The sequence below is a fragment of the Pseudomonas lundensis genome (assembly GCF_015377145.2).
Classification (GTDB): Bacteria; Pseudomonadota; Gammaproteobacteria; order Pseudomonadales; family Pseudomonadaceae; genus Aquipseudomonas; species Aquipseudomonas lundensis.
Genome location: NZ_CP062158.2, coordinates 671,383 through 695,222 on the forward strand (window position 1 = coordinate 671,383; position 23,840 = coordinate 695,222).

Genomic DNA, 23,840 nt, shown 5'->3' on the forward strand with positions numbered 1-23,840 from the left:
TGGCTAACGACTGAGCGGGTTTACAGCCCCAGCAGTTCCATGCGTTGACGCACCGATGCTTCGATCCCGGCCGCGTTCAGGCCGCACTCGGCCAGCATCTGGCTTGGCTTGGCGTGTTCCACGTACACGTCGGGCAAGCCCAGGTGCAGGATCGGCTTGAGCAGGTTTTCGCGGGCCATGAACTCGCTGACACCCGCCCCCGCACCGCCCATGATGGCGTTTTCTTCGATCGTCACCAGCAGTTCGTGGCTGTTGGCCATCTCGCGCACCAGAGCTTCATCCATCGGCTTGACGAAGCGCATGTCGACCACGGTCGCGTCGAGGGTTTCGGCCACTTGCAGGGCTTGCGCCAGTTGCACGCCAAATACTAGCATCGCGACTTTTGAGCCGTGGCGACGAATCACGCCTTTGCCGATTTCCAGTGGCTCCAGGGTTTTTTCGATGGGCGCATTCGGCCCCGTGCCCCGCGGGTAGCGCACTGCTGCCGGGCCGTTGTACAGGTGGCCGGTGGTGAGCATTTTGCGCAATTCGTTTTCATCGCTCGGGGTCATGATCACCATGCCCGGGATGCAACGCAGGTACGACAGGTCGAAACTGCCCGCGTGGGTCGGGCCGTCTTCACCCACCAGACCGGCACGGTCAATGGCAAACAGCACATCCAGATTTTGCACCGCGACGTCATGCACCAGTTGGTCATAGCCGCGTTGCAGGAATGTCGAGTAAATCGCCACGACCGGCTTGGCGCCTTCGCAGGCCATGCCAGCCGCGAGAGTGACCGCGTGCTGTTCAGCGATGGCCACGTCGAAATAACGCAGCGGGAAGCGCTCGCTGAACTTGATCAGGTCCGAGCCTTCTTTCATCGCCGGGGTAATCCCCACCAGGCGCTGGTCCGCAGCGGCCATGTCGCACAACCAGTCGCCAAAGACCGCGGAGTATTTTGGCCCGCTGGCCACTTTGGGCGCTGCAACCGGTGCGTCCAGAGGTTCGAGCTTGGTGATGGCGTGGTAGCCAATCGGGTCTGCTTCCGCCGGGGCGAAGCCTTTGCCTTTTTTGGTGACAACGTGCAGGAACTGCGGGCCTTTGAGGTCACGCATGTTGCGCAGCGTGGCGATCAGCGTCGGCAAATCATGGCCGTCAATCGGGCCGATGTAGTTCCAGCCGAGCTCTTCGAACAACGTACCGGGCACCAGCATGCCTTTGGCATATTCCTCGGTACGGCGCGCGATTTCCCACGCGCCCGGCAAGCGCGACAGCACTTTCTTGCTGCCTTCGCGCATGCTGGCGTACGTCCGGCTGGACAGGATTTTGGCCAGGTAGTTGGACAACCCCCCGACATTGCGCGAGATCGACATGTCGTTGTCGTTGAGGATCACCAACATGTTGGCGTCGACCTCGGGCGCATGGTTCAAGGCTTCAAACGCCATGCCGGCGGTAAGGGCGCCATCACCGATCACGGCAATTGCCTTGCGATCACTGTTTTGCAGGCGGGCGGCTATGGCCATGCCTAAAGCCGCACTGATTGAGGTGCTGGAGTGGCCGACGCCAAAGGTGTCGTACTCGCTCTCGGAGCGACGCGGGAACGCGGCCACGCCGTCCTTCTGACGCAAGGTCGCCATTTGTTCACGGCGTCCGGTCAGGATTTTATGCGGATACGCCTGATGACCCACGTCCCACACCAGACGGTCGTCCGGGGTGTCGAACACGTAGTGCAACGCGATGGTCAGTTCAATGACGCCCAGGCCGGCACCGAAATGCCCACCCGTCTGACCGACGGTGTAGAGCAGTTCCTGGCGCAATTCATCGGCCAAAGGTTCCAGCTCGGCTTCGGCTAACCGGCGCAGGCCCGCAGGCGTGCCGGCTCGGTCGAGCAGGGGCGTGGTCGGGCGTATGCGGGGAATCTCATGAAACGTCGTTGGCATCAGGCGAATCGTTATAGGTATAAGAAGAGGCGGCAGTTTACCTTATGCAACGGAAGCTGCCCACGGAGTCTGGAGCTCGTTAGTCAGACCTTGGCCGTAGAGCCGGTCGGAAAAAGAGGTGTTGCGCCGCTTTTTAGTGGCGGCGCTCCACGATGTAACGTGCAAGCTCACGCAAAGGCTCGGCAGCTGCATCAAATGGTCGCAGGGCGTTAATGGCCTGATCGCGTAATTCGAGCGCATAGGTTTTGGCCGCTGCCAGCCCCATCAAGGACGGATAGGTCGGCTTGTCGCGGGCCGCATCGGCGCCTGACTGTTTGCCAAGCGTAGCCGTATCTCCCTCAACATCCAGGATGTCGTCCTGAACCTGGAATGCCAGACCAATGGCCCGCGCGTAGATGTTCAAAGCGTGCAGGTCTTCAGGGCGGGCGCGACCACTGGCCAGCGCGCCCAGCTGGACGCTGGCTTCGATCAGGGCGCCGGTCTTGTGGCGGTGCATGTATTCAAGGGCGGTCCGGTCGAGCTTGACCCCGACCGAACCCAGGTCAATGGCTTGCCCGCCGACCATGCCCGCCGGGCCTGCGGCCATCGCCAGGTCAGAGACCATGCGCAGTCGGGTGTCAGCGTCCAGCGTGCTCATGTGCGGGTCGAGCAGGGCGGTAAATGCCAGGCTCTGCAAGCCGTCACCGGCCAGAATCGCGCAGGCTTCGTCAAAGGCTTTGTGGGTAGTGGGCTGGCCGCGGCGCAAATCGTCGTCGTCCATGGCCGGCAAATCATCGTGTACCAGCGAATAGGCGTGGATCAGCTCCACTGCGCACGCTGCACCGTTGGCCTGCTCAGGGGCAGCGCCCAAGGCTTGGCAAGCGGCGTAGGCCAACAGCGGCCGCACCCGTTTGCCGCCATTCATGACGCTGTAGCGCATCGCCTCGTACAGGCGGGCCAGCTCCGGTGCCGGAGCGACAAACAAGCGTTCGAGGGCCGCGTTGACACGGGCCTGGCTGCTGGCTTGATAAGCATCAATCATTCGGGTTGTTCCGCATCAAATGGCTCTTGGGCCAATTCACCATCACGTTCGAGCAGGATTTGCACTTTCTGTTCGGCCTGGGCCAGTGCGCCCTGGCATTCGCGGGTCAGGCGGATGCCTTGCTCGAATGCTGTCAGGGAGTCTTCCAGCGACAACTCGCCGTTTTCCAGACGCTCGACCAGTGTTTGCAGGTCAGCGAGGGACTGCTCGAAATCCAGGGAAGCTTTTTTGCGGGCCATGGCGGCATTCTCGGTAGGCGTTAAAACCGGCTGACACTAGCAGACGGCGGGTTTTGGGGCAAATCCGACGGTAGGTGGCCTGCCGTAGCGTCGGGCCTGCCCGCAGGTTTCACAACGTTTGTGTGGAACTACAGGAGCTGACTTTCAGAGCTTAGGCTGACGGTGAAAACGTCCAGATTTTTTGTAGGAAAAAGACACTTGGCGTTGACGGCTTTTTAACCAATCGAGGGTTTGTGAGTTTTTTTAAATTACTAAGACGTTTCCTATAGAAATGCCGAAATTTCCTACTTTTTTTCGTCAGTCATTCACCTATCGTCGCGTCCCTTGAACGGACTCGGATAGTGGCCAATGGCAATCTTCATGGAAGCTCAGGCAACGCTACGTTTTTCACCATGGGTGAGGAGAGTGGGGGCGTGACGTATACCAGCAAGTCTCTGGCGCGCATTGTCGGACTGGTCAAGGACCCCGTGGCGACTGACAACTTTGCGGGTAACGACGTTCGTTTTTCCCCTGAGTTCGAGGCGTTGGAGCGGGAGCTGGCCAAGGCCCACTCCTTGCACGAACACACGCCGGTTGACTGGTCGATGGTGCAGCAACAGAGCGAAGTCCTGTTGCGCGATCAGTCCAGGGACCTGCGGGTGGCGGCATGGCTGACGTGGGCTTTATATCAACGTGAATCCTTTGCCGGGCTGCTCGCTGGTGTCGGGTTGCTGCATCACTTGTGTGTGCAGCATTGGGCACAGATCCACCCGCGCAAATTACGGACCCGGGCAGCGGCCGTCAGTTGGCTGGTGTCGCGCCTCAATGATGCCTTGAACGAAAACATCCCGGTCAAAGAGCAATTGCCGTTGTTTCAGCGTTTGCTCGACTTGCTGATGGCGCTCGAATGCAGTCTGGCGTCGCACTTGGGCGACGAGGTGCCCTTGTTGCTCCCGCTCTGCAGACGTTTAAGCCGCATGGTCGAGCGGGCGGGGATCCATTCGCCTGATCCCGGGCCCATCGCGGCGGCGGTGGCCCACGTCAAGCAGATGGCTGCCCAATTGGTTGACAGCCAAACCCCGATCGAAAATGAAATAGACGCCCACAAAGCACTGCGTGCCCAACAGGACAGCGCCCGAGTGCTGTGTGCCTGGTGGCTCAAGCAAAACGCGACGGACGTGCGCGCATTGCGCCTGAATCGAACCCTGACCTGGATGGCCATTGACGCCGTGCCCGAACGCAACGGGGAACAGATCACGCCGGTGCGAGGGTTGGCAAAAGATCGACTGAACACCTTCAACGAGCGCTTTGAACGCGGGCAATTCGCTGACGTGTTGGTGGAGCTGGAGTCCAGCCTGAGCAAGGCACCGTTCTGGTTTGACGGCCAACGTCTGGTCTGGAGGTGCCTTGAAGCATTGAATGCCGAACGTGCGATGCGTGAAGTCGAGCTGCACATGGCGCTGTTGCTGCAGCGCTTGCCCGGGCTGGAAACCCTGCGCTTCAGCGATGGCCAACCGTTTGCCGATGAGCAGACACGGGCCTGGTTCGTCACGCACGTCATGCCGCATGTGCAAGACGACGTCCCGCAAAGCGAGGCCCCCGGCGCGGAACAGCCCGCGTGGGAGCTGGCCCTTGAGCACGCGCAAGAGGTGGCGCTTTCCCAGGGCTTCAAACCCGCCGTTCAATCACTCAAAAGTGGCCTGGCCCAAGCCCAGGGTGGGCGCGTGCGTTTTTTCTGGCAGCTGGCGTTGGCACGGTTGTGCTTAGCAAACCGCAAATACGAAATCGCTCAGACCCAGCTCGACATGCTCGACCAACTGCTTCAGCGCTCCGGCTTGCAGGCTTGGGAGCCCGATCTTGTGTTGGAGGTGCTCAGCCTTTGGCGCCGTTGTTGCGAGCTGTTGCCACAGAGTCATGACGTGCGCGAACGCAAGGATGAGTTGTACCGCAGGTTGTGCCACCTCGACCTTGAAGTGGTACTTGAATAGGCCTTTGGGCCATACGCATAAGGGAAAACATCATGGCCAAAGAAGGCTCGGTTGCACCTAAAGAACGTATCAACATCACGTTCAAACCCGCGACGGGCGGGGCTCAGGAAGAAATTGAACTGCCCCTTAAATTACTGGTGCTGGGCGACTACGTTCAGCGGTTCGACGAGCGCAAGCTGGAAGACCGCAAACCCATCGCCATCGACAAAATGACGTTCGATGAAGTGCTGGCCAAACAAGGCCTGACCTTGAACCTGAGTGTGCCCAATCGTCTGCAGGACGACGGTGGCCCTGATGAGCTGGGGATTGCGCTGCGGGTCAATGCGATGAAGGACTTCAACCCTGCAAGCCTCGTTGAGCAAGTGCCCGAGCTGAAAAAACTGATGGAGTTGCGCGAAGCCCTGGTTGCGCTCAAAGGCCCGCTGGGCAATGCGCCCAGTTTCCGCAAGGCAATTGAAGGGGTACTGGCCGATGACGAATCCCGTGCGCGGGTGTTGAGCGAGCTGGACCTGTCCGGTTCCCCCGCCTCGGACATTTGAGCCCCCCATCAGCAAAGGAATACCACGTCATGAGTACGCAAGCCGCATCGCAGCAACACGATCAGCAACCGAATGCCAGCATCCTTGATGGCATCATCGCCCAGACCCGACTGACCCCCCAGGACGACGGCTACAGCGTTGCCAGGCGCGGGGTGGCGGCATTTATTGAAGAGCTGCTCAAGCCACAGAACCAGGGCGAGCCGGTCAAGAAAGCCCTGGTTGACCGCATGATTGCCGAGATTGATGCCCGGCTCAGCCAGCAGATGGATGAAATTGTCCACCACCCGGACTTCCAGTCGCTGGAATCTGCGTGGCGCGGCTTGCAGGTATTGGTGGAGCGCACCAACTTCCGCGAAAACATCAAGATCGAAATCCTCAACGTGTCCAGAGCCGACCTGCTGGACGACTTCGAAGATTCCCCCGAAGTGATGCAATCGGGTTTGTACAAGCACATTTACACCGCTGAATACGGTCAGTTCGGCGGTGAGCCGGTCGGGGCAATCATTGCCAACTACTACCTGTCCCCAAGCTCGCCAGACATCAAGCTGATGCAATACGTGTCCAGCGTCGCCTGTATGGCCCACGCGCCGTTTATTGCCTCGGCTGGGCCGCAGTTTTTCGGGCTGGAAAGCTTTACCGGGATGCCCAACCTCAAAGACCTGAAAGACCACTTCGGCGGGCCGCAATTCGCCAAATGGCAGAGTTTTCGGGAGTCTGAAGACGCGCGATACATGGCGTTGACCGTGCCGCGCTTTTTGCTGCGCACCCCGTATGACCCGCTGGAAAACCCGGTCAAAACGTTTGTCTATAAAGAGACCGTCGCCAACAGCCACGAGCATTACTTGTGGGGCAACACCGCGTATGCCTTTGCCTCCCGGTTGGCAGACAGTTTTGCCAAGTTCCGTTGGTGCCCGAACATCATCGGCCCGCAGAGCGGTGGGGCTGTCGAAGATTTGCCACTGCATCACTTTGAAAGCATGGGCGAGATTGAAACCAAGATCCCGACCGAAGTGCTGGTCTCCGACCGCCGTGAATACGAATTGGCGGAAGAAGGCTTCATCTCCCTGACCATGCGCAAGGGCAGTGACAACGCGGCTTTCTTCTCCGCCAGTTCAGTGCAGAAAGCCAAGTTGTTTGGCGCCAGCGAAGAAGGCAGGCGAGCAGAGCTGAACTACAAACTGGGCACCCAACTGCCTTACATGATGATCGTTAACCGGCTGGCGCATTACCTCAAGGTGTTGCAGCGCGAGCAACTGGGTTCCTGGAAAGAGCGCACCGACCTTGAGATCGAACTCAACAAATGGATCCGTCAGTACGTCGCGGACCAGGAAAACCCCGGTGCTGAAGTGCGTGGTCGTCGGCCGCTGCGGGCGGCGCAAATCATCGTCAGTGATGTTGACGGCGAGCCGGGCTGGTATCGCATCAACCTGAACGTGCGCCCGCACTTCAAGTACATGGGCGCTGATTTCACCCTGTCGCTGGTCGGCAAGCTGGACAAAGAGTGACGCAGGGGCGGGCATGACGGGATACGGCAGCCTTTTCGAGCGCTTGAAAGGCGATGCACAGAGGCGTGCGGGGCTGAGCCGCGAGAGGGCTGTCATGGCCTCGGTGGCTGCGCAGTTGACCCGGATGCTCAGTACCCGAGCGGGCAGCGTGCAAACGTTGCCCGACTACGGCCTGCCCGATCTCAACGACATGAGCGTCAGCCTGCACACGGCGTTGTCGCAGGCCCGTCAGTCCATTGAAACCTTCATCGAACAGTACGAGCCGCGCCTGACTCAGGTGCGGGTCGTCTCGTTGCCACGCGACCGGCACCCCCTGCGCTTGAGTTTCGCCATTGAGGCGTTGCTGGAGGTTGAGGGATTACGTCGCCAAGTCAGCTTCTCGGCTCAGCTCGATGGCAGCGGGCAGGTTCGGGTCGAGTCACTGCTTTGAATCAGCGTTTTCACTTTTTGATGTCGCCAATGATCAGGTAACCCGCGTGTCTTTTAACCAGTATTACCAACGCGAGCTCACGGCATTACGCCAGTTGGGCAGTCGCTTCGCTGAGCGCAATCCGGCACTGGCCCCCTTTTTGGGGCAGGCGGGGCGTGATCCGGATGTGGAGCGGTTGCTCGAAGGGTTCGCGTTTCTGACCGGGCGCCTGCGCCAGAAGCTCGATGATGAACTGCCCGAGCTCAGTCACTCGCTGATGCATTTGCTGTGGCCCAACTACATGCGGCCGCTGCCGGCTTTTAGCCTGTTGCAATTTGACCCGTTGAAGCAGGCCGGGCCTGCCCTGCGGGTGCCTCGCGATACGGGAGTGGCCAGCCTGCCGATCAAAGGCGTGAGCTGTCAGTTTCGCACCTGCTACGCCACCGACCTGTTGCCTTTGCAACTGACCGGGCTGACGCATTCAGTGACGGGCGACGGTGCGTTGTTGAGCCTGCAACTGGACATGACGTGCCCGGGGCATCTGGGTGAACTGGACGTGAGCCAATTGCGCCTGCACCTGGCGGGCGAGCGCTATATCAGCCAAACGCTTTACCTCGGTCTGCTGCGTCACGTGGATCACGTCACCGTGCTGGCCAAAGATGATCTCGGGGAGCAATTGGGCGTATTCACATTGCCCCCCGACTGCTTGCAGCCCGTGGGCTTTGCGGAGGATCAAGCGCTGATTCCCTATCCGCTGAACACATTCCGCGGGTATCGCTACTTGCAGGAATACTTTGCGTTTCAGGACAAGTTTTTGTTCGTCGACCTGAGCGGGCTGGACGTTATCCACAGCCTGGCGCCCGAGACCCTGAAACAAACCCGCCGCCTCGAACTGCGTTTTCTGATTCGCCAGCACAGCGCTCAACGCCTGCGGCCGACCCGTGACAACGTGAAGTTGTATTGCACGCCTGTGGTCAATTTGTTTACCCACGATGCAATGCCGATTCGGCTGGACGGCAAGCAGGACGAGTATCTGTTGATGCCGTCCAGGCTCGATAGCGCGCATTGCGCCGTGTTTTCTGTCGACCATGTCAGTGGCTGGCGGTCTGGCGGTGCGGGTGAACAGAGCTATGTGCCGTTCGAATCGTTTGAACACGATCCCAGTTTCGATGTGTCGCAAGCCCATGCCCATTACAGCATCCGCCAGCGTTCCTCGCAGGTGCATGACGGGCTCGACACCTTTCTGAGCGTGGGCGTACGTCAGCCCGAGCACAGCGAAACGCTGTCGGTGGAGATGACCTGCACCAACCAGAACCTGGCGCGAGGGCTGGCGCCCGGCGCGATTTGCCTGCCGGGCGAAGACATGCCCGAGGGGCTGGCGTTTCGCAACATCACCCGCGTGACCTCCAGTTATGCGCCGCCGATCAACCGCGACTTTCTCTGGAAGTTGATCAGCAACATGTCGCTCAACTATTTGTCGCTGGCCAATGTGGACGCCTTGAAGGTGATCCTCGAAACCTACGACCTGCCGCGCTACTACGACGAGCAGGCCGAGCGTGTCAGCAAGAACCTGCTGAACGGCCTCACGTCCATCCGCCACGAACACGTGGACCGACTGCACCGTGGTTTGCCGCTACGGGGCGTGCGTACCGAACTGACGATAGACCCCCAAGGCTATATCGGTGAGGGCGACGTGTTTGTTTTCGCCTCTGTGCTCAACGAGTTTTTTGCCCTTTACGCCAGCCTCAACTCTTACCACGAGCTGCGCGTCACCAGTACCCAGGGAGATCGCTACCAATGGACACCGCGCATGGGCTTGCAGCCCCTGCTTTGAGCGGGCTGTCCACACGCATACGAGAGTACTCGCTGTATCAGGCGGTGTTGCTGGTCATGGACCGATTGCGTGACGGCAATCCGGACATCAGCGATGACGCGCTGTACGAGCGTCTTGAATTCGTTGCCAACCCCAGCCTGGGGTTTCCGGGCTGTGATGTTGAGCACGTGACGTTTTTTACCGAACACGGCCAGCTTCGCGCGCGTTTGTGTTTCAACCTCATGGGGTTGGTGGGCTCGTCTTCTCCGCTGCCCGCGTTTTACGCCGAGCAAGCGCTGGAGGAGGGCGACGAGGCCAATGTCACGCGCGGGTTTCTGGATCTCTTTCATGATCGCTTACAGCGTTTGATGCTGCCGATCTGGCGCAAATACCGCTACGGCGCCCGCTTTCAACGAGGCGCGACAGACCCGTTTTCCAGCCAGTTATTCGCCCTGATCGGGTTGGGTGGCGAACAGATTCGTCAGGCGCAAGGGCTGAATTGGCGGCGCTTGCTGCCCTATCTCGGGCTCCTGAGTTTGCGGGCACATTCGGCGGCCCTGATTGAGTCAGTGCTGCGTTACTACTTCAAGCACGCGGCGCTGACGATCGAGCAATGCATCGAGCGCCGAGTCGTTATCGCGCCTGAGCAACGCAATGCCTTGGGCCTGGGCAATCACCAACTCGGTGACAGCCTGGTGCTGGGGGAAAGGGTTCGCGACCGCAGCGGCAAATTCCGCATTCACATCCGCGACCTGGACTGGCAACGCTTCCACGAATTTCTGCCGATTGGCGAGGGCTATCAGCCGCTGTGCGCGCTGGTGCGATTCACCTTGCGTGACCCGCTGGACTACGACATCCGGCTGCAACTGCGCCACGAAGAAGTGCGCGAACTGCGTATTGGCGCGCACAACACCTGCCGTCTCGGCTGGACCAGCTGGCTGGGGCGCGAGCGGGCGGACGGCGTCGTGACCCTGAACAGCACACTTCATTAAGGACGGATGACATGATCAACGTTGACCTGCAAGACCTGATTCAAGCGCTGGACCCGGCAACCCGCCGTGACCTGGAAGCGTGCGCCGAGCGCTGCGTGGGGCGGGGTGCACACCTGGTGGTGGTGGAGGATCTGCTGCTGGGCCTGCTGGAGCGGCCCGACAGTTTACTGATGCGTGCCTTGCTCGACGCCGATATCGACGCCGGGCAGTTAAATGCAGCCTTACAGCCTCGCACTGAACAGGGCGCATCGCGCAATCCGGTGTTTGCTCCCGAACTGATTCAGTGGCTGCAAGATGCCTTGCTGGTCGCCCACCTTGAACTCAAGCAAGCGCACGTCGATCAGGCGGCCTTGCTGCTGGCGCTGCTGGGTAACCCTTTGCGTTATGCGGGCAGCCGGTATTACGCGTTGCTGTCCGCGCTCAATACCGAACGATTGAAGTCCTTTGCCTTGTCACAACAGGTGTCAGGCAGCCCGGCGTCTGCGGTGGTAGGCGGTGAATCCCTGTTGCAACGCTTTACCCATGACCTCACGGCCCAGGCCCGGGCCGGGCAGCTCGATCCGGTGTTGTGCCGTGACGACGCCATCCGGCAAATGATCGACATCCTGGCGCGGCGTCGTAAGAACAACCCGATTGTGGTGGGGGAAGCGGGCGTGGGCAAAACCGCGATCGTGGAAGGGCTGGCGTTGCGCATCGCGGCCAACGAAGTGCCGCCGGTGTTGCAGGGCGTTCAATTGCTGTCGCTGGACATGGGCTTGCTGCAAGCGGGCGCCAGCGTGAAAGGAGAATTCGAACGTCGTCTCAAGGGCGTCATCGACGAGGTCAAAGCCTCCCCCGTGCCGATCATTGTGTTTATCGACGAAGCCCATACCCTGATTGGCGCGGGGGGCAATGCCGGGGGCTCGGACGCTGCCAACTTGCTCAAGCCTGCATTGGCCCGTGGCGAACTGCGCACCATCGCGGCCACCACGTGGAGCGAATACAAAAAATACTTCGAAAAAGACCCCGCACTGGCCCGGCGCTTTCAGCCGGTGCAGCTGCACGAACCGACTGTCAGCGAGGCCGTGACCATTCTGCGCGGCCTGGCGCACGTGTATGAAAAAAGCCACGGAATTTACCTGCGCGACGATGCGGTGGTGGCGGCTGCCCACTTGTCGGCGCGTTATCTGGCCGGACGCCAACTGCCTGACAAAGCCGTGGATGTGCTCGACACCGCCTGTGCCCGCGTGCGCATCAGTCTGGCGGCGGCACCGGAACAACTGGAACGCCTGCGGGCCGAGTTCGCAGAGGGTGAGCGTCAGGTTCATGCCTTGCGACGGGATGCCGAAGCGGGACTGGTGGTGGATAGCGCTGCACTGGAGGCGCTGGAGCAACGGCTGATACAGGTCGACGCTGAACAGGTCGCGCTCAATGACGCCTGGCTTGCGCAGCGCGCGTTGGCCGAGCGCTTGCTGGAACTGCGTCAGCGTCTGGCCAAGGCCCGTGAGGAAGATGAGCCGCAGGCGCTCGAACAGGTGCCGGTACTGGAAGCGGAACTTCAGGCGACCCAGCACGCCTTGAGTCAGGCCCATCTGCGTGAGCGGCTGGTCAGTTTTGAGGTTTGCCCACGCCTGGTGGCCGAAGTGGTCAGTGCGTGGACGGGCGTGCCGCTGACGCAATTGGCCCGAGAGCACAGCGTCAAGGTCGCACATTTCGCACAAGATTTACGCGCCCGCATTCTCGGTCAGGAACAGGCGATTGGTCAGTTGGACCGCGCCATGCGGGCTGTAGCGGCGGGGGTCAACAAACCCGATGCGCCTGTCGGGGTTTTCCTGCTGGTGGGCCCCAGCGGTGTGGGCAAGACCGAAACCGCGCTGGCGCTTGCCGATCTGCTGTATGGCGCCGAGCGCTTTGTCACCACCATCAACATGTCGGAGTTCCAGGAGAAGCACACCGTTTCGCGCTTGATTGGCGCGCCGCCCGGTTATGTCGGCTATGGCGAGGGCGGCATGCTCACTGAAGCCGTGCGGCAAAAACCGTATTCCGTTGTGTTGCTGGACGAGGTTGAAAAGGCGGACCCCGACGTCCTGAATCTGTTCTATCAAATCTTCGACAAAGGGGTGGTCAACGACGGCGAAGGACGTGAGATCAACTTTCGCAATACGTTGATTCTGATGACCTCCAACCTGGGCAGTGAGCGTATTCAAGCGCTGTGCGCAAACGGTGCGCACCCTGACGCCGAGGAGCTTGAAGCGCACATCCGCCCGCTGCTCAGCCAGCACTTCAAACCGGCCCTGCTGGCGCGGATGCGGGTGGTGCCGTATTACCCGGTGAGTGGGGCGGTGTTACGCGAACTGGTTGAGCTCAAGCTGGTGCGGCTAGGCGAACGCCTGTCGCGGCGTCATCTGCGGTTCAGCCATTGCCAGCGTCTGGTGGACCATTTGGTCGAACGCTGCACGCGAAGTGATAGCGGCGCCCGATTGATCGATGACCTGCTGGACGCTCATGTCCTGCCGCTGGTCGCGGATCGGATACTGGACGCTCTCGCCTGCGGGCAAACCCTTACCTCAGTGCATATCACGCTGGACGCCCAGTCCCGCGTGTTATGTGACTGTGAGTGAGGGGCGCGTGATGTTTAGTCAAATCCCGCAGCCGCTGGAGTATGCCGAAGCCCTGCTGGCCCACTTCTCCCGCCTGTCACAGAGCACCGACAGCAGCACGCTGCTGAGTCAGAGTGCCCAGGCCATGGCACAACTCACCGGGTGCCAGTTGAGTCAGCTTTACCTGCTCGATGCCTCTCGCGAACGGCTGGAACTCAAGGCTCAGTGGCTGGAAGGAACGCTGCACCCGGCGTTGGGCTCCGGACGCTCTGCCGACCATTGCCAAGAGCCTTTGCTGCAATACGCGATTAGCCAAAACCGGGTCGTGGACCTGAGCAACCTCGACAGCCGTCTGCACAATATCGATTTCCTGCCCCGTGCTGGCGACCCTTGGCGTTCGCTGTTGGCCGTGCCAATGCGCGATTCACGTCAGACCGTGGCCGGTGTATTGATGCTGGCCAGTTGCACGCACACGCCGCTGCACGGGTATGCCCCGTCATTAGGCGCCTTGGGCAGCGCCGCCTTGATGCAGATGAGCCTGTTGGAGCGCCGCCCGCAACAGGGCAAACCGTTGGGCCGCTGTGTGAGTGCCGGGACCCTGATCGGCTCCAGCCCGGTGATGCGCAAAACCTATCAATTGATCAATCGCGTGGTGCACAGCCCGTACACCGTGCTCCTGCTGGGAGAGACCGGCACGGGCAAGGAAGTCGTCGCACGGGCCATTCACGACAGTGGCCCACGGCGTGCGCAGCCCTTCATCGTGCAGAACTGCGCCGCGTTCCCTGAGGACCTGCTCGAAAGCGAGTTGTTCGGGTATCGCAAAGGGGCCTTTACCGGGGCGGACCGTGACCGCAAAGGGCTGTTCGATGCCGCCCACGGCGGCACCCTGTTGCTGGACGAAATCGGTGACATGCCCCTGGCGCTGCAAGCCAAGTTATTGCGTGTGCTGCAAGAAGGTGAAATCCGGCCTTTGGGCTGCAATGAAAGCCACACCATCGACGTTCGCATTATTGCGGCCACCCACTGTGACTTGAAGCAACGGGTGAGTCAGGGGCGTTTTCGTGAAGACCTTTATTACCGCCTCGCCCAGTTTCCGGTGGTCCTGCCTGCCCTGCGTGAGCGCGGCCGGGACATCTACGATCTGGCCACTCATTTCGCGGCCCAAACCTGCGCATTTCTACAGCGCCGCCCGGTGGTGCTGGCAGACAGCGCCATGGCGCAACTGGCCTGTTACGCCTTTCCGGGCAATGTGCGCGAGCTCAAGGGGCTGGTTGAGCGTGCGGTCTTGCTGTGTGACGGGCATGAGCTGTTGGCCGAGCATTTTGCCCTGCCCAGCGAGCTGAACGATGAGTCAGGGCGCCTGAATTTTCGTAAGCGCATGGACGCCATGGAGCGCGGTTTGCTGCTCGACTGTTTACGCCGCAACGCCGGCAACCAGACGTTGGCCGCCCAGGAACTGGGCCTTGCACGGCGCACGCTGCTGTACCGGCTGGGGCGTTTGAATATCAATTCCGATGAGATTCGCGCCTATGCCTCGTGATCCCCGCGCGGGCCATGGGTTCGAGGCCCGGCCACTAAATGGAGATGAGTTGATGACGGTTCGCCACCAACTGCACGTGGTGCTGACGCTGGCCTTGTTGTGCGCGCTGGGCGGCTGCAAGGGCAATTACACCTTCACTGACAGCGACTATCGCCCGCTGGGTGATCCGCACGCCATCAATCGCGGTAAATGACCCTCAGGAGCAGCATCATGATGGAACTGGTTTTTGACTTGCTGGCCACGTCGCCGATGGCGACGGGCCAACCCAGTCAGTACAGATTCACCCCGGCGGGCGGCGTCATTGGCCGCAGTCATCAATGCGACTGGGTGCTCGCGGACGCAACCGGGACGGTCTCCGGCCAGCATGCGCGGATCAGCCATGAACGCGGTGCGTACTTCATTCAGGACGTGAGTACCAATGGCATTTCGATCAGTGGCGGACAGGCCTATCTGCCTCCCGGCCAGTTGCAGCTGATTAATCACGGCGATGTGTTCGGCCTTGCCGGCCTGTCTATTCGGGCCCGGCTGGAACCGCCGCTGGAGGTGCGTCTGGAACAGGTCGGCGTGCCGCAACCCGCAGGCAGCCTGATCCCGGATGATGCGTTTATCGAGCCAGACGTGTTGCAAGTGCTTCGGGAAAACGCGTTTGCCTCACCGTTCGGGGAAGAGCCGGGGGGGCAGCACGACCATCACGTTGGTTTCACCCCTGTTGACCTTGAACACCTGATCGTCCCGCGGCTGGTTGCGCCCACGCAGCCCGACGAGGTTTCAGCGCAAGGCCCGGGAGCATCCCCGGCTGATTCGTTTTGGGAGGCGTTTGGCCAGGCGCTGGGCGTGGACGCGCGCGCCCTTGATCAGGCGGGCAGAGAGTCGCTGGCACTGAATGTCGCCGGGTTGCTCAAGCAGTGCGTCGCCGGGTTGCAACAGTGCATGTGGACGCGTGGCGAATTGAAAAATGAGTTGCGTCTGGCGCACACCGTTGCGCCGGGAGCGGCGCGAAACCCGCTCAAATCGTCCCACGATGCGCAGCATGCCTTGAGGCAGTTGCTGGGACCTCGCGCGCCTCATCAGCCGACGCCAGAGCAATCGGTTACGGGCGCATTTCGTGATGTGCAGGCCCATCAAGTGGCCTTGCTCAGCGCCAGCCGTGCGGCGATGCGGGGCTGTCTTGAGCACTTTTCCCCACGCCAACTGACCTTGCGTTTCGAGCGTGATGGCCGCCCGCCGCTGCTGGCCACCGCAGGCAGTCGATGGCGTGCGTTTGGGCGCTACCACCAGGCGCTGCAACAGGACGATGACTGGACCGAGCGGTTGCTGGCCCGGGATTTTGCCAAGGCCTACGAAGAGCAAGTGCGTTTGATTTCCACCCTTCACCAGACCCCGCAAGGATGAGGCCGATGCCGCGTTGTACTGCTATTCATTTCAAGGCACCGATGGTGCTGCTCACGCTGCTGTTGGCGGGTTGCAGCGCGCTGTCGCCGTATTCGAACGTCACCAAACTGGACCTGACCCTGAGCGCCAGTGATCAGGTCAACCCGGACGTGCACGGGCGCGCTTCACCGGTTGTCATTCGGCTGCTCGAACTCAAGCATCCCGTGGCGTTTGAGAACGCTGATTTTTTTAGCGTGTATGAACGCGCCGACAGCGTCTTGGCTCAAGACCTGCTCATCAGCGAAGAACTCGAATTGCGTCCCGGCGAGACGGTTTCGCACAAGCTCAGTGTTGCCCCCGTCAGCCGCTATGTCGGTGTGCTGGCCGCGTACCGCGACTTGCCGCAAACCCGATGGCGCTATGTGATCACCTTGAGCCCCGAGCAGATCACGCAAGCACACCTGGTGCTCGATCAAACAGGCATCCGTCGCGCCGATGACGTGAGCCCTGATGCAGGTGATGACGCATGAATGTGCATAAAGTGATCTGGGAGGAAGGCCTGCTGCTGCGCCCGCAACACTTCCAGCACAGCGACCGTTATTACGATCACCAGCTGAAAACCCGCACCCAAATGCTGGGTCGTTACCTCTGGGGATTTTTCAGGCTGGAGATCGATGTGCAGTTTCTCAACATGAGCAAGCTGGTCATCAGCCATGCGTCCGGCGTGCTGCCGGATGGCAGCCTGTTCGAGCTGGGCGGCGATAACCAGCCTCTCGCGCTCGATATCCCGCCCAATACCGGGCAAACCCCTGTGTACTTGGCCTTGCCACTGGTCACAGGCAACCACATCGAGGCGCGTCGCACCGACCACGCCGATGTGTTGTCGCGCTACACCCGCTATGAAGCACAGGTTGCAGACTCCAACGCGGGTGAGAACGCCATCAGCCCGATCAGTTGCGGGCGGCCGGACTTTCGCTTGCTGCTGGGCGCGCAGCAGAGCGATCAGGCCTGGGTCAAATTGCAAGTGTGCGAGATCCAGGACACCACGCCCGACGGCGTCATCAGGCTCAATACGCAGTGTGTGCCCACCTACCTCCACACGCACTGCTCGGGATACGTGCAGTCGTGTCTCAAGGAAGTCATCAGCATGCTCGGCCACCGGGCCGAGAAGCTGGCCGAGCGGATTCGCTCGAACGGCAAAGTGGGAGGCGCTGAAGTCGGTGACTTCTTGATGCTGCAACTGATTAACCGCAGCGAACTGGTGTTGCTGCACTACTTGCAGCTCGAACAAGTGCACCCCGAGGAGTTGTATTGCGTGCTGCTGGCGTTGCTGGGTGACCTGTCGACCTTTGCCAGCGAGACCAAGCGTCCCCGTTTGCACAGCCACTACCAGCACAGCAATCAGGGCGAAAGCTTCCGCGCGCTGATGCAAGCGTTGCGCGAGGCGCTGTCGATGGTGCTCGAACAACACGCGATTGAACTGGTGCTGCAGCCGCGTCAATACGGCGTGCGTGTCGCGCAGTTTGATGACCTTTCGCAACTGGGCACGACGACGTTCGTGGTGGTGGCCAGGGCCGCGTGTGACAACGAAGCCTTGCGCCATCGGTTGCCTGCGCACTTGAAGATTGGCCCGGTGGAAAACATCCGCCATTTGGTCAACCTGCACCTGCCGGGTTTCAAGCTCAAGCCGCTGGCGGTCGCGCCCCGGCAATTGCCGTATCACGCCGACCAAACCTATTTCGTGCTCGAACTGACAGCCGATGACCTGGCGCAAATGGAGCGCTCGGGCGGTTTTGCGTTTCATGCGTCGGGCGAGTTTGCCCAGCTTGAACTGACTTTTTGGGCCATCAGGAACTGACTCCCATGAACACGCAGACGCCTTATTCGCACGATGCCAAAACCCTGTTGCTGGACCGTTACGGCAGAGCGCCGCGACACGTTGCCCTGACCGACAGCGAGCCAGTGCCGCGCATTGAAAACATCGATGAACGCATCGTCTACAACGCACAGCTCAAACCGACTGAGCACATCAGTGTCGGCCTTAATCCCCTGATCGCGGCAGCCAGCGATGTGCTGTCATTTGTGGTGGGGATCGACGACCACAGGGCGCAAAACGACCTGCTGGTCCTGCATGCCCGGCTCAGCACAGAAATAAAGGCCTTCGAAACCAACGCCCTGCATGCGGGGTGTGAAAGCGGGCAGGTCATCAACGCCCGGTACGTCCTGTGCACGGTGCTGGACGAAGCCATCTGCACCACGGTGTGGGGCAATGAGCTGGACTGGTCGCAAAAAAGTCTGTTGGGCAGTTTTCACAATGAAACCTTTGGCGGCGAGAAGGTGTTTCAACTGATTGAGCGGTTTTCCCGCGAGCCCGCGAAGAACCTGTATTTGCTTGAGTTGCTGTATGTCTGCCTGTCGCTGGGGTTCGAGGGGCGCTTTCGCGTGGAGACGCGCGGGACCCTCGAACTGGAGTCGATACGCGACAACCTCTATCGCCAGATCCGTCATTTGCGCGGCGATGTCATCCGCGAAGTCTCGCCTCACTGGCAAGGCCTGAACGCACCGCGCAGCAGTGCGGTACGCCTCGTGCCGCGCTGGTTATGGGTCACGTTCACCCTGAGCTGCCTGACGGTGATGTACACCGGGTTCGCCTGGGTGCTGAGCCAACAGCGTGAAGCCGTGATGCAACCTTACGAACAGCACGTTGCAGCGGACCAGCCTGCAGTTGCGAACAGGAAGTCATGATGAAAAGTGTGTTGAAAAAATCCGCAGCGTTACTGACGCAAACATGGCTCTGGAGCCTCTTGCTGGTGCTGTCCGTTGCGCTGCTGGTGTGGTGGGGCGGGCCGTTGCTGGCCGTAAACGATCACAAGTTTTGGGCCGACCCCGTGGCGCGGTTGTTGAGCATCAGTGTCTTGATCCTCGTGTGGAGGCTGGCCATGGTGTTTGTCAGCTGGCGTGCAGGCCAGCATAAAAAAGCCATGGCAGACAGCGAAGAAGGTCAGGTTCAAGCGCGTGAGGCACTCGACGCCGAGGCCGCACGCAAAACCCTGCGCAAGCGTTTCAAGCAAGCGCTGCACACCCTGAAAAACACCAGCGTGTACAAAGGGCGTAGCGAGCGCTGGCGCGACGAACTGCCCTGGTACGTGGTGCTCGGGCCGCAAGGCGCCGGCAAGACCAGCCTGCTCGATTTTTCCGGGCTGGAGTTTCCACTGAATAAACTTGATCGCAGCCTCACCCGCGACCTGCGCGGTACGCGGGACTGTGAGTGGTACTTTGCCGAACACGGGGTGCTGATCGACACCGCCGGGGGCTATCTGACCCAGGGCAATGAACCGGTTAATGCCAGCGGCTGGAAGACCTTGCTGGGCCTGCTGCGCAAACGCAAACGCGAGCGACCGTTGAACGGGGTGCTGGTGACTGTCCCGGTGGACAGCCTGATGCAGGCCAGTCACGACAGGCTCTCCGGGCTGTCGGATCAGATCCGGGCACGGCTGCAAGACGTTCATCAGGTATTACGCATCGAGTTGCCGGTGTACCTGGTGCTGACCAAGACCGACCTGATACCCGGCTTTACCGAGTTTTTCGAGGCTCTGACCCGTGAAGAGCGCGCTCAGGTATTCGGTGCCACCTTTGAGTCGGGGCAGGGCGGTGCAGCGCTCATGCGTAGCGAGTGCGAGGCGTTGTTGGTGCGGCTCAACAGCCAGGTCATCGCGCGGATGCATCAAGAACGCGATACCCGGCGGCGCGGGCGAATGCTGGACTTCCCTCGGCAATTGAGTGACGTCGCGACGCAGTTGTGTGTGTTTGCCGACATGACGTTCACCGGCAACCGCTATCAACGGGCCAGCCCGCTGCGGGGTTTTTATCTGACCAGCGCGCCTCATGTCCCGCAGCCTGATGAAACCGGGGCTGGCGTGGAGCACACCCGGGCGATGCCCGCGATGCCCGCGATGCTCTCGGGCCATGCTTACTTCATCCATCATCTGCTCAGCCGCGTGATGTTCCCCGAGGCGCAACTGGCCGAACTGGACAAGCGCGAGCGCCGACGCCTGCATTGGGGGCAGCGTTTCCACTACATGGCGGCCATGGGCGTGCTGGCTGCTTTGGGCATGTTGTGGGCCGCCAGCTTTTCATCCAACCACGGGCGTCTTGAACAATTGCGACAGCTGGCCCAGCAATGGGGTCAACAACAGGGGCAGTTGAGCCCCCGTGATGATGCCAAGGCAGTTCTTCAGACCCTGGACACGCACTACGCCGCCACCCAGGTCTTTGCCTCGCCACTGGACACGGCCCTGTATGAACGCACGGGGCTGTATCAAGGCGCAGAGGTGCGCGAGCGGGTCGAACGTGCTTATCAACACACCTTGCAAACCGAGTTGATGCCACGGGTTATCCAACAGCTCGAACAACAGATTCGCGCCAACTTGAGCAACCGCGACTCCTTGCTCAACAGCCTGCGCGCCTACCTGATGTTCGACGTCAGTGACAAACGCGACCCCGCCTGGCTCAAGGGGTGGGTGGCCAACGACTGGTCGATGCGCTATCGCGGCCTGACACAGGTGCAGAACGGCCTGAATCAGCACTTCGAACGGTTACTGAAAACCCCGATAAAGCCTGTGCTGGATACGGCCCTGATTGCTCAAGCGCGTCAGGTGCTGCGCAGTGAGTCGTTGGCAACCGTGGTCTATCGCACGCTGCGCGAGCAGTCACGATCCTTGCCGCCTTACAGCCTTGCTCAGCACCTGGGGCCACAAGGTCATCTGTTCAGCGGCGCCGATTATGAGATTCCGGGGTTTTACACGCGCCAAGGTTATCAACAGTATTTTTCGATCCAGGGCGTAAGCCTGGTGAGCGGCATTCTGCGCGATAACTGGGTACTGGGTGAGGGCAGCAGCATCAGCGCGATGGACATGCGCAAGCTCATGGTTGAACTGGAACAACTCTACTTCCACGATTACGCCGAACAGTGGACGGCGGCAGTCGGGCATCTGGGGCTGGAGCCGTTCGATGACGCACGGGACAGTGCCGAGCAACTGGCCGGGATGACCTCTGCCAACTCGCCGGTGGTGCGCATGCTGCTGGCGGTGCGGGAAAACACACGCTTCAGCACGTTGGCCGACGCGTTACCGGCATTGCCCTCCGCCCCCGCTGCCGGGCCGCTGGCAGGAGCGGTTACGGTTGCCGCAGACGTGGCGGCCAAGGGGGCTGAGGCGGTGTCGGATCACGTGCCGGACACCGCCAAAAAAGCCTTGCAGCGACAGTTCGAGCCGCTTCATCAGTTATTGGATGACAACAACGGCCCCGCTGGCAGCCTCTTGCCTCTGTTGGCCGGGCTGACCGATCTGCAGTCGCAAATGGCCGGACTGGCCAGCGCCAGTGCGCCGGATAACGCGGCCTATGAAATCGCCCGCCAGCGCATGAGCGGCCAGCGAGATGCCTTGAGCCACCTGCGCCAGAGCGCTCAACGTCTGCCGCGTCCGCTGGATCGCTGGTTCAACGGTGTGGCTGAAAACACCTGGAGGCTGGTGCTCAACGATGCCTATCAATTCGTGGATAAGCGCTACAAATACGAGCTGTACAGGTTTTATACGCGCGCCATCGACCGACGTTACCCCTTCAGTGCCCACAGCAGCAGTGATGTGGCGCTCAACGACTTTCGGGAGTTTTTCAAAGGCCAGGGGCTGGTTGAGCAGTTCTTCGATAACTGGCTCAAACCGTTCGTCGCTGGCGAAGCGGGCAACTACCGTTTGCGCAGCATGGACGGCCAGCACTTGCCGATGTCGGCCGCCTTCTTTGAACAAATCGCCACAGCGCAGATCATTCGACAGGGCTTCTTCGCGCAGGACCCGTCGCAGCCGCAAGTGCAGTTCACCCTGGAACCCTACAGCCTGGACTCCAGCGTGAGCCGCGCGCAGTTGCGTTTCGGTGATCAAGTCATTGAATACCGGCATGGCCCTATTGTGACCACCACCCTGCAATGGCCGACGTCGATCAACAACGGGCGCACCAGCCTGGTGTTGGAGAAAGCGGCGGGGCGTCCGCTGGGCATCGAAAAAAGCACCGGCCCGTGGTCGTTTTTCAGGGTGCTGGACTTGATGCAGGTGGATTACCTGAGCGGTCGCGACGTCATGTTGCTGCAAGCGGAGGTGGGCGGTCTGCGGGCCAACTACCTGCTGACGAGCCAGCGCACGCCCAACCCCTTTGACCTGCAAGTGCTGCGCAGTTTTCGCTTGCCGGCGCAATTGTGAAGCCCACCGGGATGACTTGGCGAAGCGCTGCGCGCACGGACATGGGCAAGGTGCGCACACGTAACGAAGACGCCGTTCTCGACCGTCCGCAGCAGGGGCTCTGGGCGGTGGCGGACGGCATGGGAGGCCACTCGCACGGTGATCTTGCCAGCCTGAGGCTGGTCAGCTGTTTGGGCGCGCTGCCTGCGCAAACGGATTTTGAGTCACGGCTGCAGGCCGTGCGCGAGTCCCTGCACGACACCCATCACCGCCTGATTACTGACTCGGCGGGCACTGTCAGCGGCAGCACCGTGGTGGTCTTGATCCTCGAAGGGCAGCAGGGGGCGTGTATCTGGGCCGGGGACAGTCGTTGTTATTTGTGGCGCGAACAGCGGCTGTACCAACTCTCTCGTGATCACTCCTTTGCACGGCAACTGATGGAGCAAGAACACATGAGCCCCGGGCAGGCCATGGCGCATCCCGATGCACGGGCCTTGACCCGTGCGGTGGGGGCCGGGGAGCGGTTGACGCTGGATATTCTGGCGTTTGCTGTTCAGCCGGGGGATGTGTTCCTGTTGTGCAGCGACGGCCTTTATCAAGACTTGAGCCCGAAAATGTTGGGGCAGGCGATGAATGAAGACGCCCCGCACACCGGCCTGGCGCGTCTATTCGACGCCGTGCTGGCGGGCGAGGCGCGGGATAACTTGAGTGCCGTGGTGATCGCTCAATGACTCAACCGCTTCTGACGGGCACGTGGGAGGTGCCACGCTTATGGGGTGGCCGCTACCGGTTGGAGCGTTTGCTGGGCGCCGGTGGCATGGGCGCGGTCTACTGCGCGCGCGACCTGTTGCAAGAGCAGTTGGGTGATCCGTACGCCGATGTGGCCCTGAAAATCCTCAATGACGAACTCGCCCATGCGCCCGACGCCAATGCCCTGCTGTTCAACGAATTTGCGCTGATGCGTCAGGTTCGCCATCCCAACCTCGTGCACCTGTATAGCTTTGGCATCGACCCCGAGCATGATCGGGGATTTATCGTGATGGAGCTGCTGCGCGGCCCGACCCTCGACCGCGTTTTGTGCGAGCGCCCCTTGGGCTTGCCCCTGCACGAGTTGCAGGAAATCGGTTTGCCCTTGCTCTCGGTGCTGGCGCACGCCCATCAACACGGCGTGCTGCATGGCGACATCAAACCCGGCAACGTACTGCTGAGCGAGCAGGGCGTGCGCCTGTTTGACTTCGGGCTTGGACAAAGCGAAGCGGGGCAACTGCAAGGGCTGGCGTCGCTGAGCCGTACCCGATTCAACGCCTGGACGCCCGGTTATGCGGCGCCCGAACTGCGACACGGCGGCCCGTTAACGCGCCAGGCTGAACTCTACAGCGTGGGTTGCTTACTGCATGAACTGGCCACGGGCAAACCGCCCTTCAATCCGCGCATCCCCACACTGTCGGAGTATCCGCCCCAGCGCTCGCCGCACAAAAAGCCCCGGCACCTGCCAAGTCAATTCTGGTCGGCGCTGCAAACGGCGATCAAGCAGGACCCTAAGCAGCGAACGGTGAGCATTGAGCAACTGAGTGAGGCGCTGAAACCCGCGAAAAAGCGCTGGTGCTTTAAGCGCGGGACGTAATCGGCGGGCATTAAAAAGCCGGCTTGTGGCCGGCTTCTCGGGGGAGGATGTGGTTTATTTTTGGTAAACCGTACCCACCTTCAATGTGGACA

The 23,840-nt window shown here is 60.9% G+C and carries 19 protein-coding genes; 16 read left to right on the top strand and 3 right to left on the bottom strand.

From position 1 onward, the window contains the following. Positions 1 to 20: 20 nt before the first annotated feature. The 3 genes from dxs to IF654_RS03520 all read right to left on the bottom strand — a co-directional run bounded on the left by dxs (position 21) and on the right by IF654_RS03520 (position 3,179). Positions 21 to 1,919 carry a 1-deoxy-D-xylulose-5-phosphate synthase gene (dxs, locus tag IF654_RS03510; protein WP_047279176.1) on the bottom strand — a complete coding sequence of 633 codons (1,899 nt, stop codon included), beginning with the start codon at positions 1,917 to 1,919 and terminating at the stop codon, positions 21 to 23. A 133-nt stretch (positions 1,920 to 2,052) separates the two neighbouring features. Continuing rightward, positions 2,053 to 2,940 carry a (2E,6E)-farnesyl diphosphate synthase gene (ispA, locus tag IF654_RS03515; protein WP_094987806.1) on the bottom strand — a complete coding sequence of 296 codons (888 nt, stop codon included), beginning with the start codon at positions 2,938 to 2,940 and terminating at the stop codon, positions 2,053 to 2,055. Continuing rightward, positions 2,937 to 3,179, bottom strand: a complete 243-nt coding sequence (locus IF654_RS03520) for an exodeoxyribonuclease VII small subunit (protein ID WP_047277800.1) — start codon at positions 3,177 to 3,179, stop codon at positions 2,937 to 2,939. The genes ispA and IF654_RS03520 overlap by 4 nt, the downstream gene beginning before the upstream one ends. A gap of 413 nt (positions 3,180 to 3,592) precedes the next feature. Here IF654_RS03520 and tssA point away from each other — a divergent pair, with 413 nt between their 5' ends. Genes tssA through IF654_RS03600 form a run of 16 tightly spaced genes read left to right on the top strand, consistent with a single transcriptional unit; the run spans position 3,593 to position 23,748 of the window. Next, positions 3,593 to 5,146 (top strand): type VI secretion system protein TssA, encoded by a 1,554-nt coding sequence (tssA, locus tag IF654_RS03525; protein ID WP_194862764.1) that lies wholly within the window; start codon positions 3,593 to 3,595, stop codon positions 5,144 to 5,146. 32 nt (positions 5,147 to 5,178) lie between these two features. Further along, positions 5,179 to 5,685, top strand: coding sequence for a type VI secretion system contractile sheath small subunit (tssB, locus tag IF654_RS03530; protein WP_047277797.1), 507 nt, complete (start codon positions 5,179 to 5,181; stop codon positions 5,683 to 5,685). A 29-nt stretch (positions 5,686 to 5,714) separates the two neighbouring features. Next, the gene (tssC, locus tag IF654_RS03535; RefSeq protein ID WP_047277795.1) at positions 5,715 to 7,190 is read left to right on the top strand and encodes a type VI secretion system contractile sheath large subunit; all 1,476 of its coding nucleotides are present in this window, start codon (positions 5,715 to 5,717) and stop codon (positions 7,188 to 7,190) included. Between the two features lie 13 nt (positions 7,191 to 7,203). Next, complete coding sequence (tssE, locus tag IF654_RS03540) at positions 7,204 to 7,620, top strand: type VI secretion system baseplate subunit TssE (protein ID WP_047277793.1); 417 nt, start codon at positions 7,204 to 7,206, stop codon at positions 7,618 to 7,620. Positions 7,621 to 7,666: 46 nt separating this feature from the next. Continuing rightward, positions 7,667 to 9,433, top strand: coding sequence for a type VI secretion system baseplate subunit TssF (gene tssF, locus IF654_RS03545; protein WP_094987807.1), 1,767 nt, complete (start codon positions 7,667 to 7,669; stop codon positions 9,431 to 9,433). After that, complete coding sequence (gene tssG / locus IF654_RS03550) at positions 9,397 to 10,404, top strand: type VI secretion system baseplate subunit TssG (protein ID WP_048377130.1); 1,008 nt, start codon at positions 9,397 to 9,399, stop codon at positions 10,402 to 10,404. Before tssF ends, tssG begins: the two co-directional genes overlap by 37 nt. Before the next feature lie 11 nt (positions 10,405 to 10,415). After that, positions 10,416 to 13,004, top strand: coding sequence for a type VI secretion system ATPase TssH (gene tssH, locus IF654_RS03555; protein ID WP_094987808.1), 2,589 nt, complete (start codon positions 10,416 to 10,418; stop codon positions 13,002 to 13,004). Positions 13,005 to 13,014: 10 nt separating this feature from the next. Continuing rightward, on the top strand, positions 13,015 to 14,523 hold the full coding sequence (locus IF654_RS03560; RefSeq protein WP_047281376.1) for a sigma-54-dependent Fis family transcriptional regulator: 1,509 nt from the start codon (positions 13,015 to 13,017) through the stop codon (positions 14,521 to 14,523). A 52-nt stretch (positions 14,524 to 14,575) separates the two neighbouring features. Continuing rightward, positions 14,576 to 14,716 carry a hypothetical protein gene (locus tag IF654_RS03565; protein WP_047281375.1) on the top strand — a complete coding sequence of 47 codons (141 nt, stop codon included), beginning with the start codon at positions 14,576 to 14,578 and terminating at the stop codon, positions 14,714 to 14,716. A 20-nt stretch (positions 14,717 to 14,736) separates the two neighbouring features. Next, the gene (gene tagH, locus IF654_RS03570; RefSeq protein ID WP_047277930.1) at positions 14,737 to 15,915 is read left to right on the top strand and encodes a type VI secretion system-associated FHA domain protein TagH; all 1,179 of its coding nucleotides are present in this window, start codon (positions 14,737 to 14,739) and stop codon (positions 15,913 to 15,915) included. A gap of 5 nt (positions 15,916 to 15,920) precedes the next feature. Further along, entirely contained in the window at positions 15,921 to 16,424 is a 504-nt protein-coding gene (gene tssJ, locus IF654_RS03575; RefSeq protein WP_083334279.1) for a type VI secretion system lipoprotein TssJ, read from the top strand. After that, entirely contained in the window at positions 16,421 to 17,752 is a 1,332-nt protein-coding gene (gene tssK, locus IF654_RS03580; protein WP_083334278.1) for a type VI secretion system baseplate subunit TssK, read from the top strand. Before tssJ ends, tssK begins: the two co-directional genes overlap by 4 nt. Positions 17,753 to 17,757: 5 nt before the next feature. Next, positions 17,758 to 18,639, top strand: coding sequence for a type IVB secretion system protein IcmH/DotU (icmH, locus tag IF654_RS03585; RefSeq protein WP_047277773.1), 882 nt, complete (start codon positions 17,758 to 17,760; stop codon positions 18,637 to 18,639). Next, entirely contained in the window at positions 18,639 to 22,145 is a 3,507-nt protein-coding gene (tssM, locus tag IF654_RS03590) for a type VI secretion system membrane subunit TssM (protein WP_194862763.1), read from the top strand. The genes icmH and tssM overlap by 1 nt, the downstream gene beginning before the upstream one ends. 11 nt (positions 22,146 to 22,156) lie before the next feature. After that, entirely contained in the window at positions 22,157 to 22,855 is a 699-nt protein-coding gene (locus IF654_RS03595; protein ID WP_047277928.1) for a PP2C family protein-serine/threonine phosphatase, read from the top strand. Beyond that, positions 22,852 to 23,748 (top strand): serine/threonine-protein kinase, encoded by an 897-nt coding sequence (locus tag IF654_RS03600; RefSeq protein ID WP_230683753.1) that lies wholly within the window; start codon positions 22,852 to 22,854, stop codon positions 23,746 to 23,748. The genes IF654_RS03595 and IF654_RS03600 overlap by 4 nt, the downstream gene beginning before the upstream one ends. Positions 23,749 to 23,840 lie beyond the last annotated feature (92 nt).

Excerpts from the sequence above, each read along its gene's own strand:
- tssK (WP_083334278.1), top strand. The coding sequence starts at position 16,421 with ATGAATGTGCATAAAGTGATCTGGGAGGAAGGCCTGCTGCTGCGCCCG.
- IF654_RS03520 (WP_047277800.1), bottom strand. The coding sequence starts at position 3,179 with ATGGCCCGCAAAAAAGCTTCCCTGGATTTCGAGCAGTCCCTCGCTGAC.
- IF654_RS03565 (WP_047281375.1), top strand. The coding sequence starts at position 14,576 with ATGACGGTTCGCCACCAACTGCACGTGGTGCTGACGCTGGCCTTGTTG.
- tssE (WP_047277793.1), top strand. The coding sequence starts at position 7,204 with ATGACGGGATACGGCAGCCTTTTCGAGCGCTTGAAAGGCGATGCACAG.
- tssJ (WP_083334279.1), top strand. The coding sequence starts at position 15,921 with ATGCCGCGTTGTACTGCTATTCATTTCAAGGCACCGATGGTGCTGCTC.
- tssC (WP_047277795.1), top strand. The coding sequence starts at position 5,715 with ATGAGTACGCAAGCCGCATCGCAGCAACACGATCAGCAACCGAATGCC.
- tssG (WP_048377130.1), top strand. The coding sequence starts at position 9,397 with ATGGACACCGCGCATGGGCTTGCAGCCCCTGCTTTGAGCGGGCTGTCC.
- tssM (WP_194862763.1), top strand. The coding sequence starts at position 18,639 with ATGAAAAGTGTGTTGAAAAAATCCGCAGCGTTACTGACGCAAACATGG.
- icmH (WP_047277773.1), top strand. The coding sequence starts at position 17,758 with ATGAACACGCAGACGCCTTATTCGCACGATGCCAAAACCCTGTTGCTG.
- ispA (WP_094987806.1), bottom strand. The coding sequence starts at position 2,940 with ATGATTGATGCTTATCAAGCCAGCAGCCAGGCCCGTGTCAACGCGGCC.
- IF654_RS03600 (WP_230683753.1), top strand. The coding sequence starts at position 22,852 with ATGACTCAACCGCTTCTGACGGGCACGTGGGAGGTGCCACGCTTATGG.
- dxs (WP_047279176.1), bottom strand. The coding sequence starts at position 1,919 with ATGCCAACGACGTTTCATGAGATTCCCCGCATACGCCCGACCACGCCC.
- IF654_RS03560 (WP_047281376.1), top strand. The coding sequence starts at position 13,015 with ATGTTTAGTCAAATCCCGCAGCCGCTGGAGTATGCCGAAGCCCTGCTG.
- tssB (WP_047277797.1), top strand. The coding sequence starts at position 5,179 with ATGGCCAAAGAAGGCTCGGTTGCACCTAAAGAACGTATCAACATCACG.
- tagH (WP_047277930.1), top strand. The coding sequence starts at position 14,737 with ATGGAACTGGTTTTTGACTTGCTGGCCACGTCGCCGATGGCGACGGGC.
- tssH (WP_094987808.1), top strand. The coding sequence starts at position 10,416 with ATGATCAACGTTGACCTGCAAGACCTGATTCAAGCGCTGGACCCGGCA.
- IF654_RS03595 (WP_047277928.1), top strand. The coding sequence starts at position 22,157 with ATGACTTGGCGAAGCGCTGCGCGCACGGACATGGGCAAGGTGCGCACA.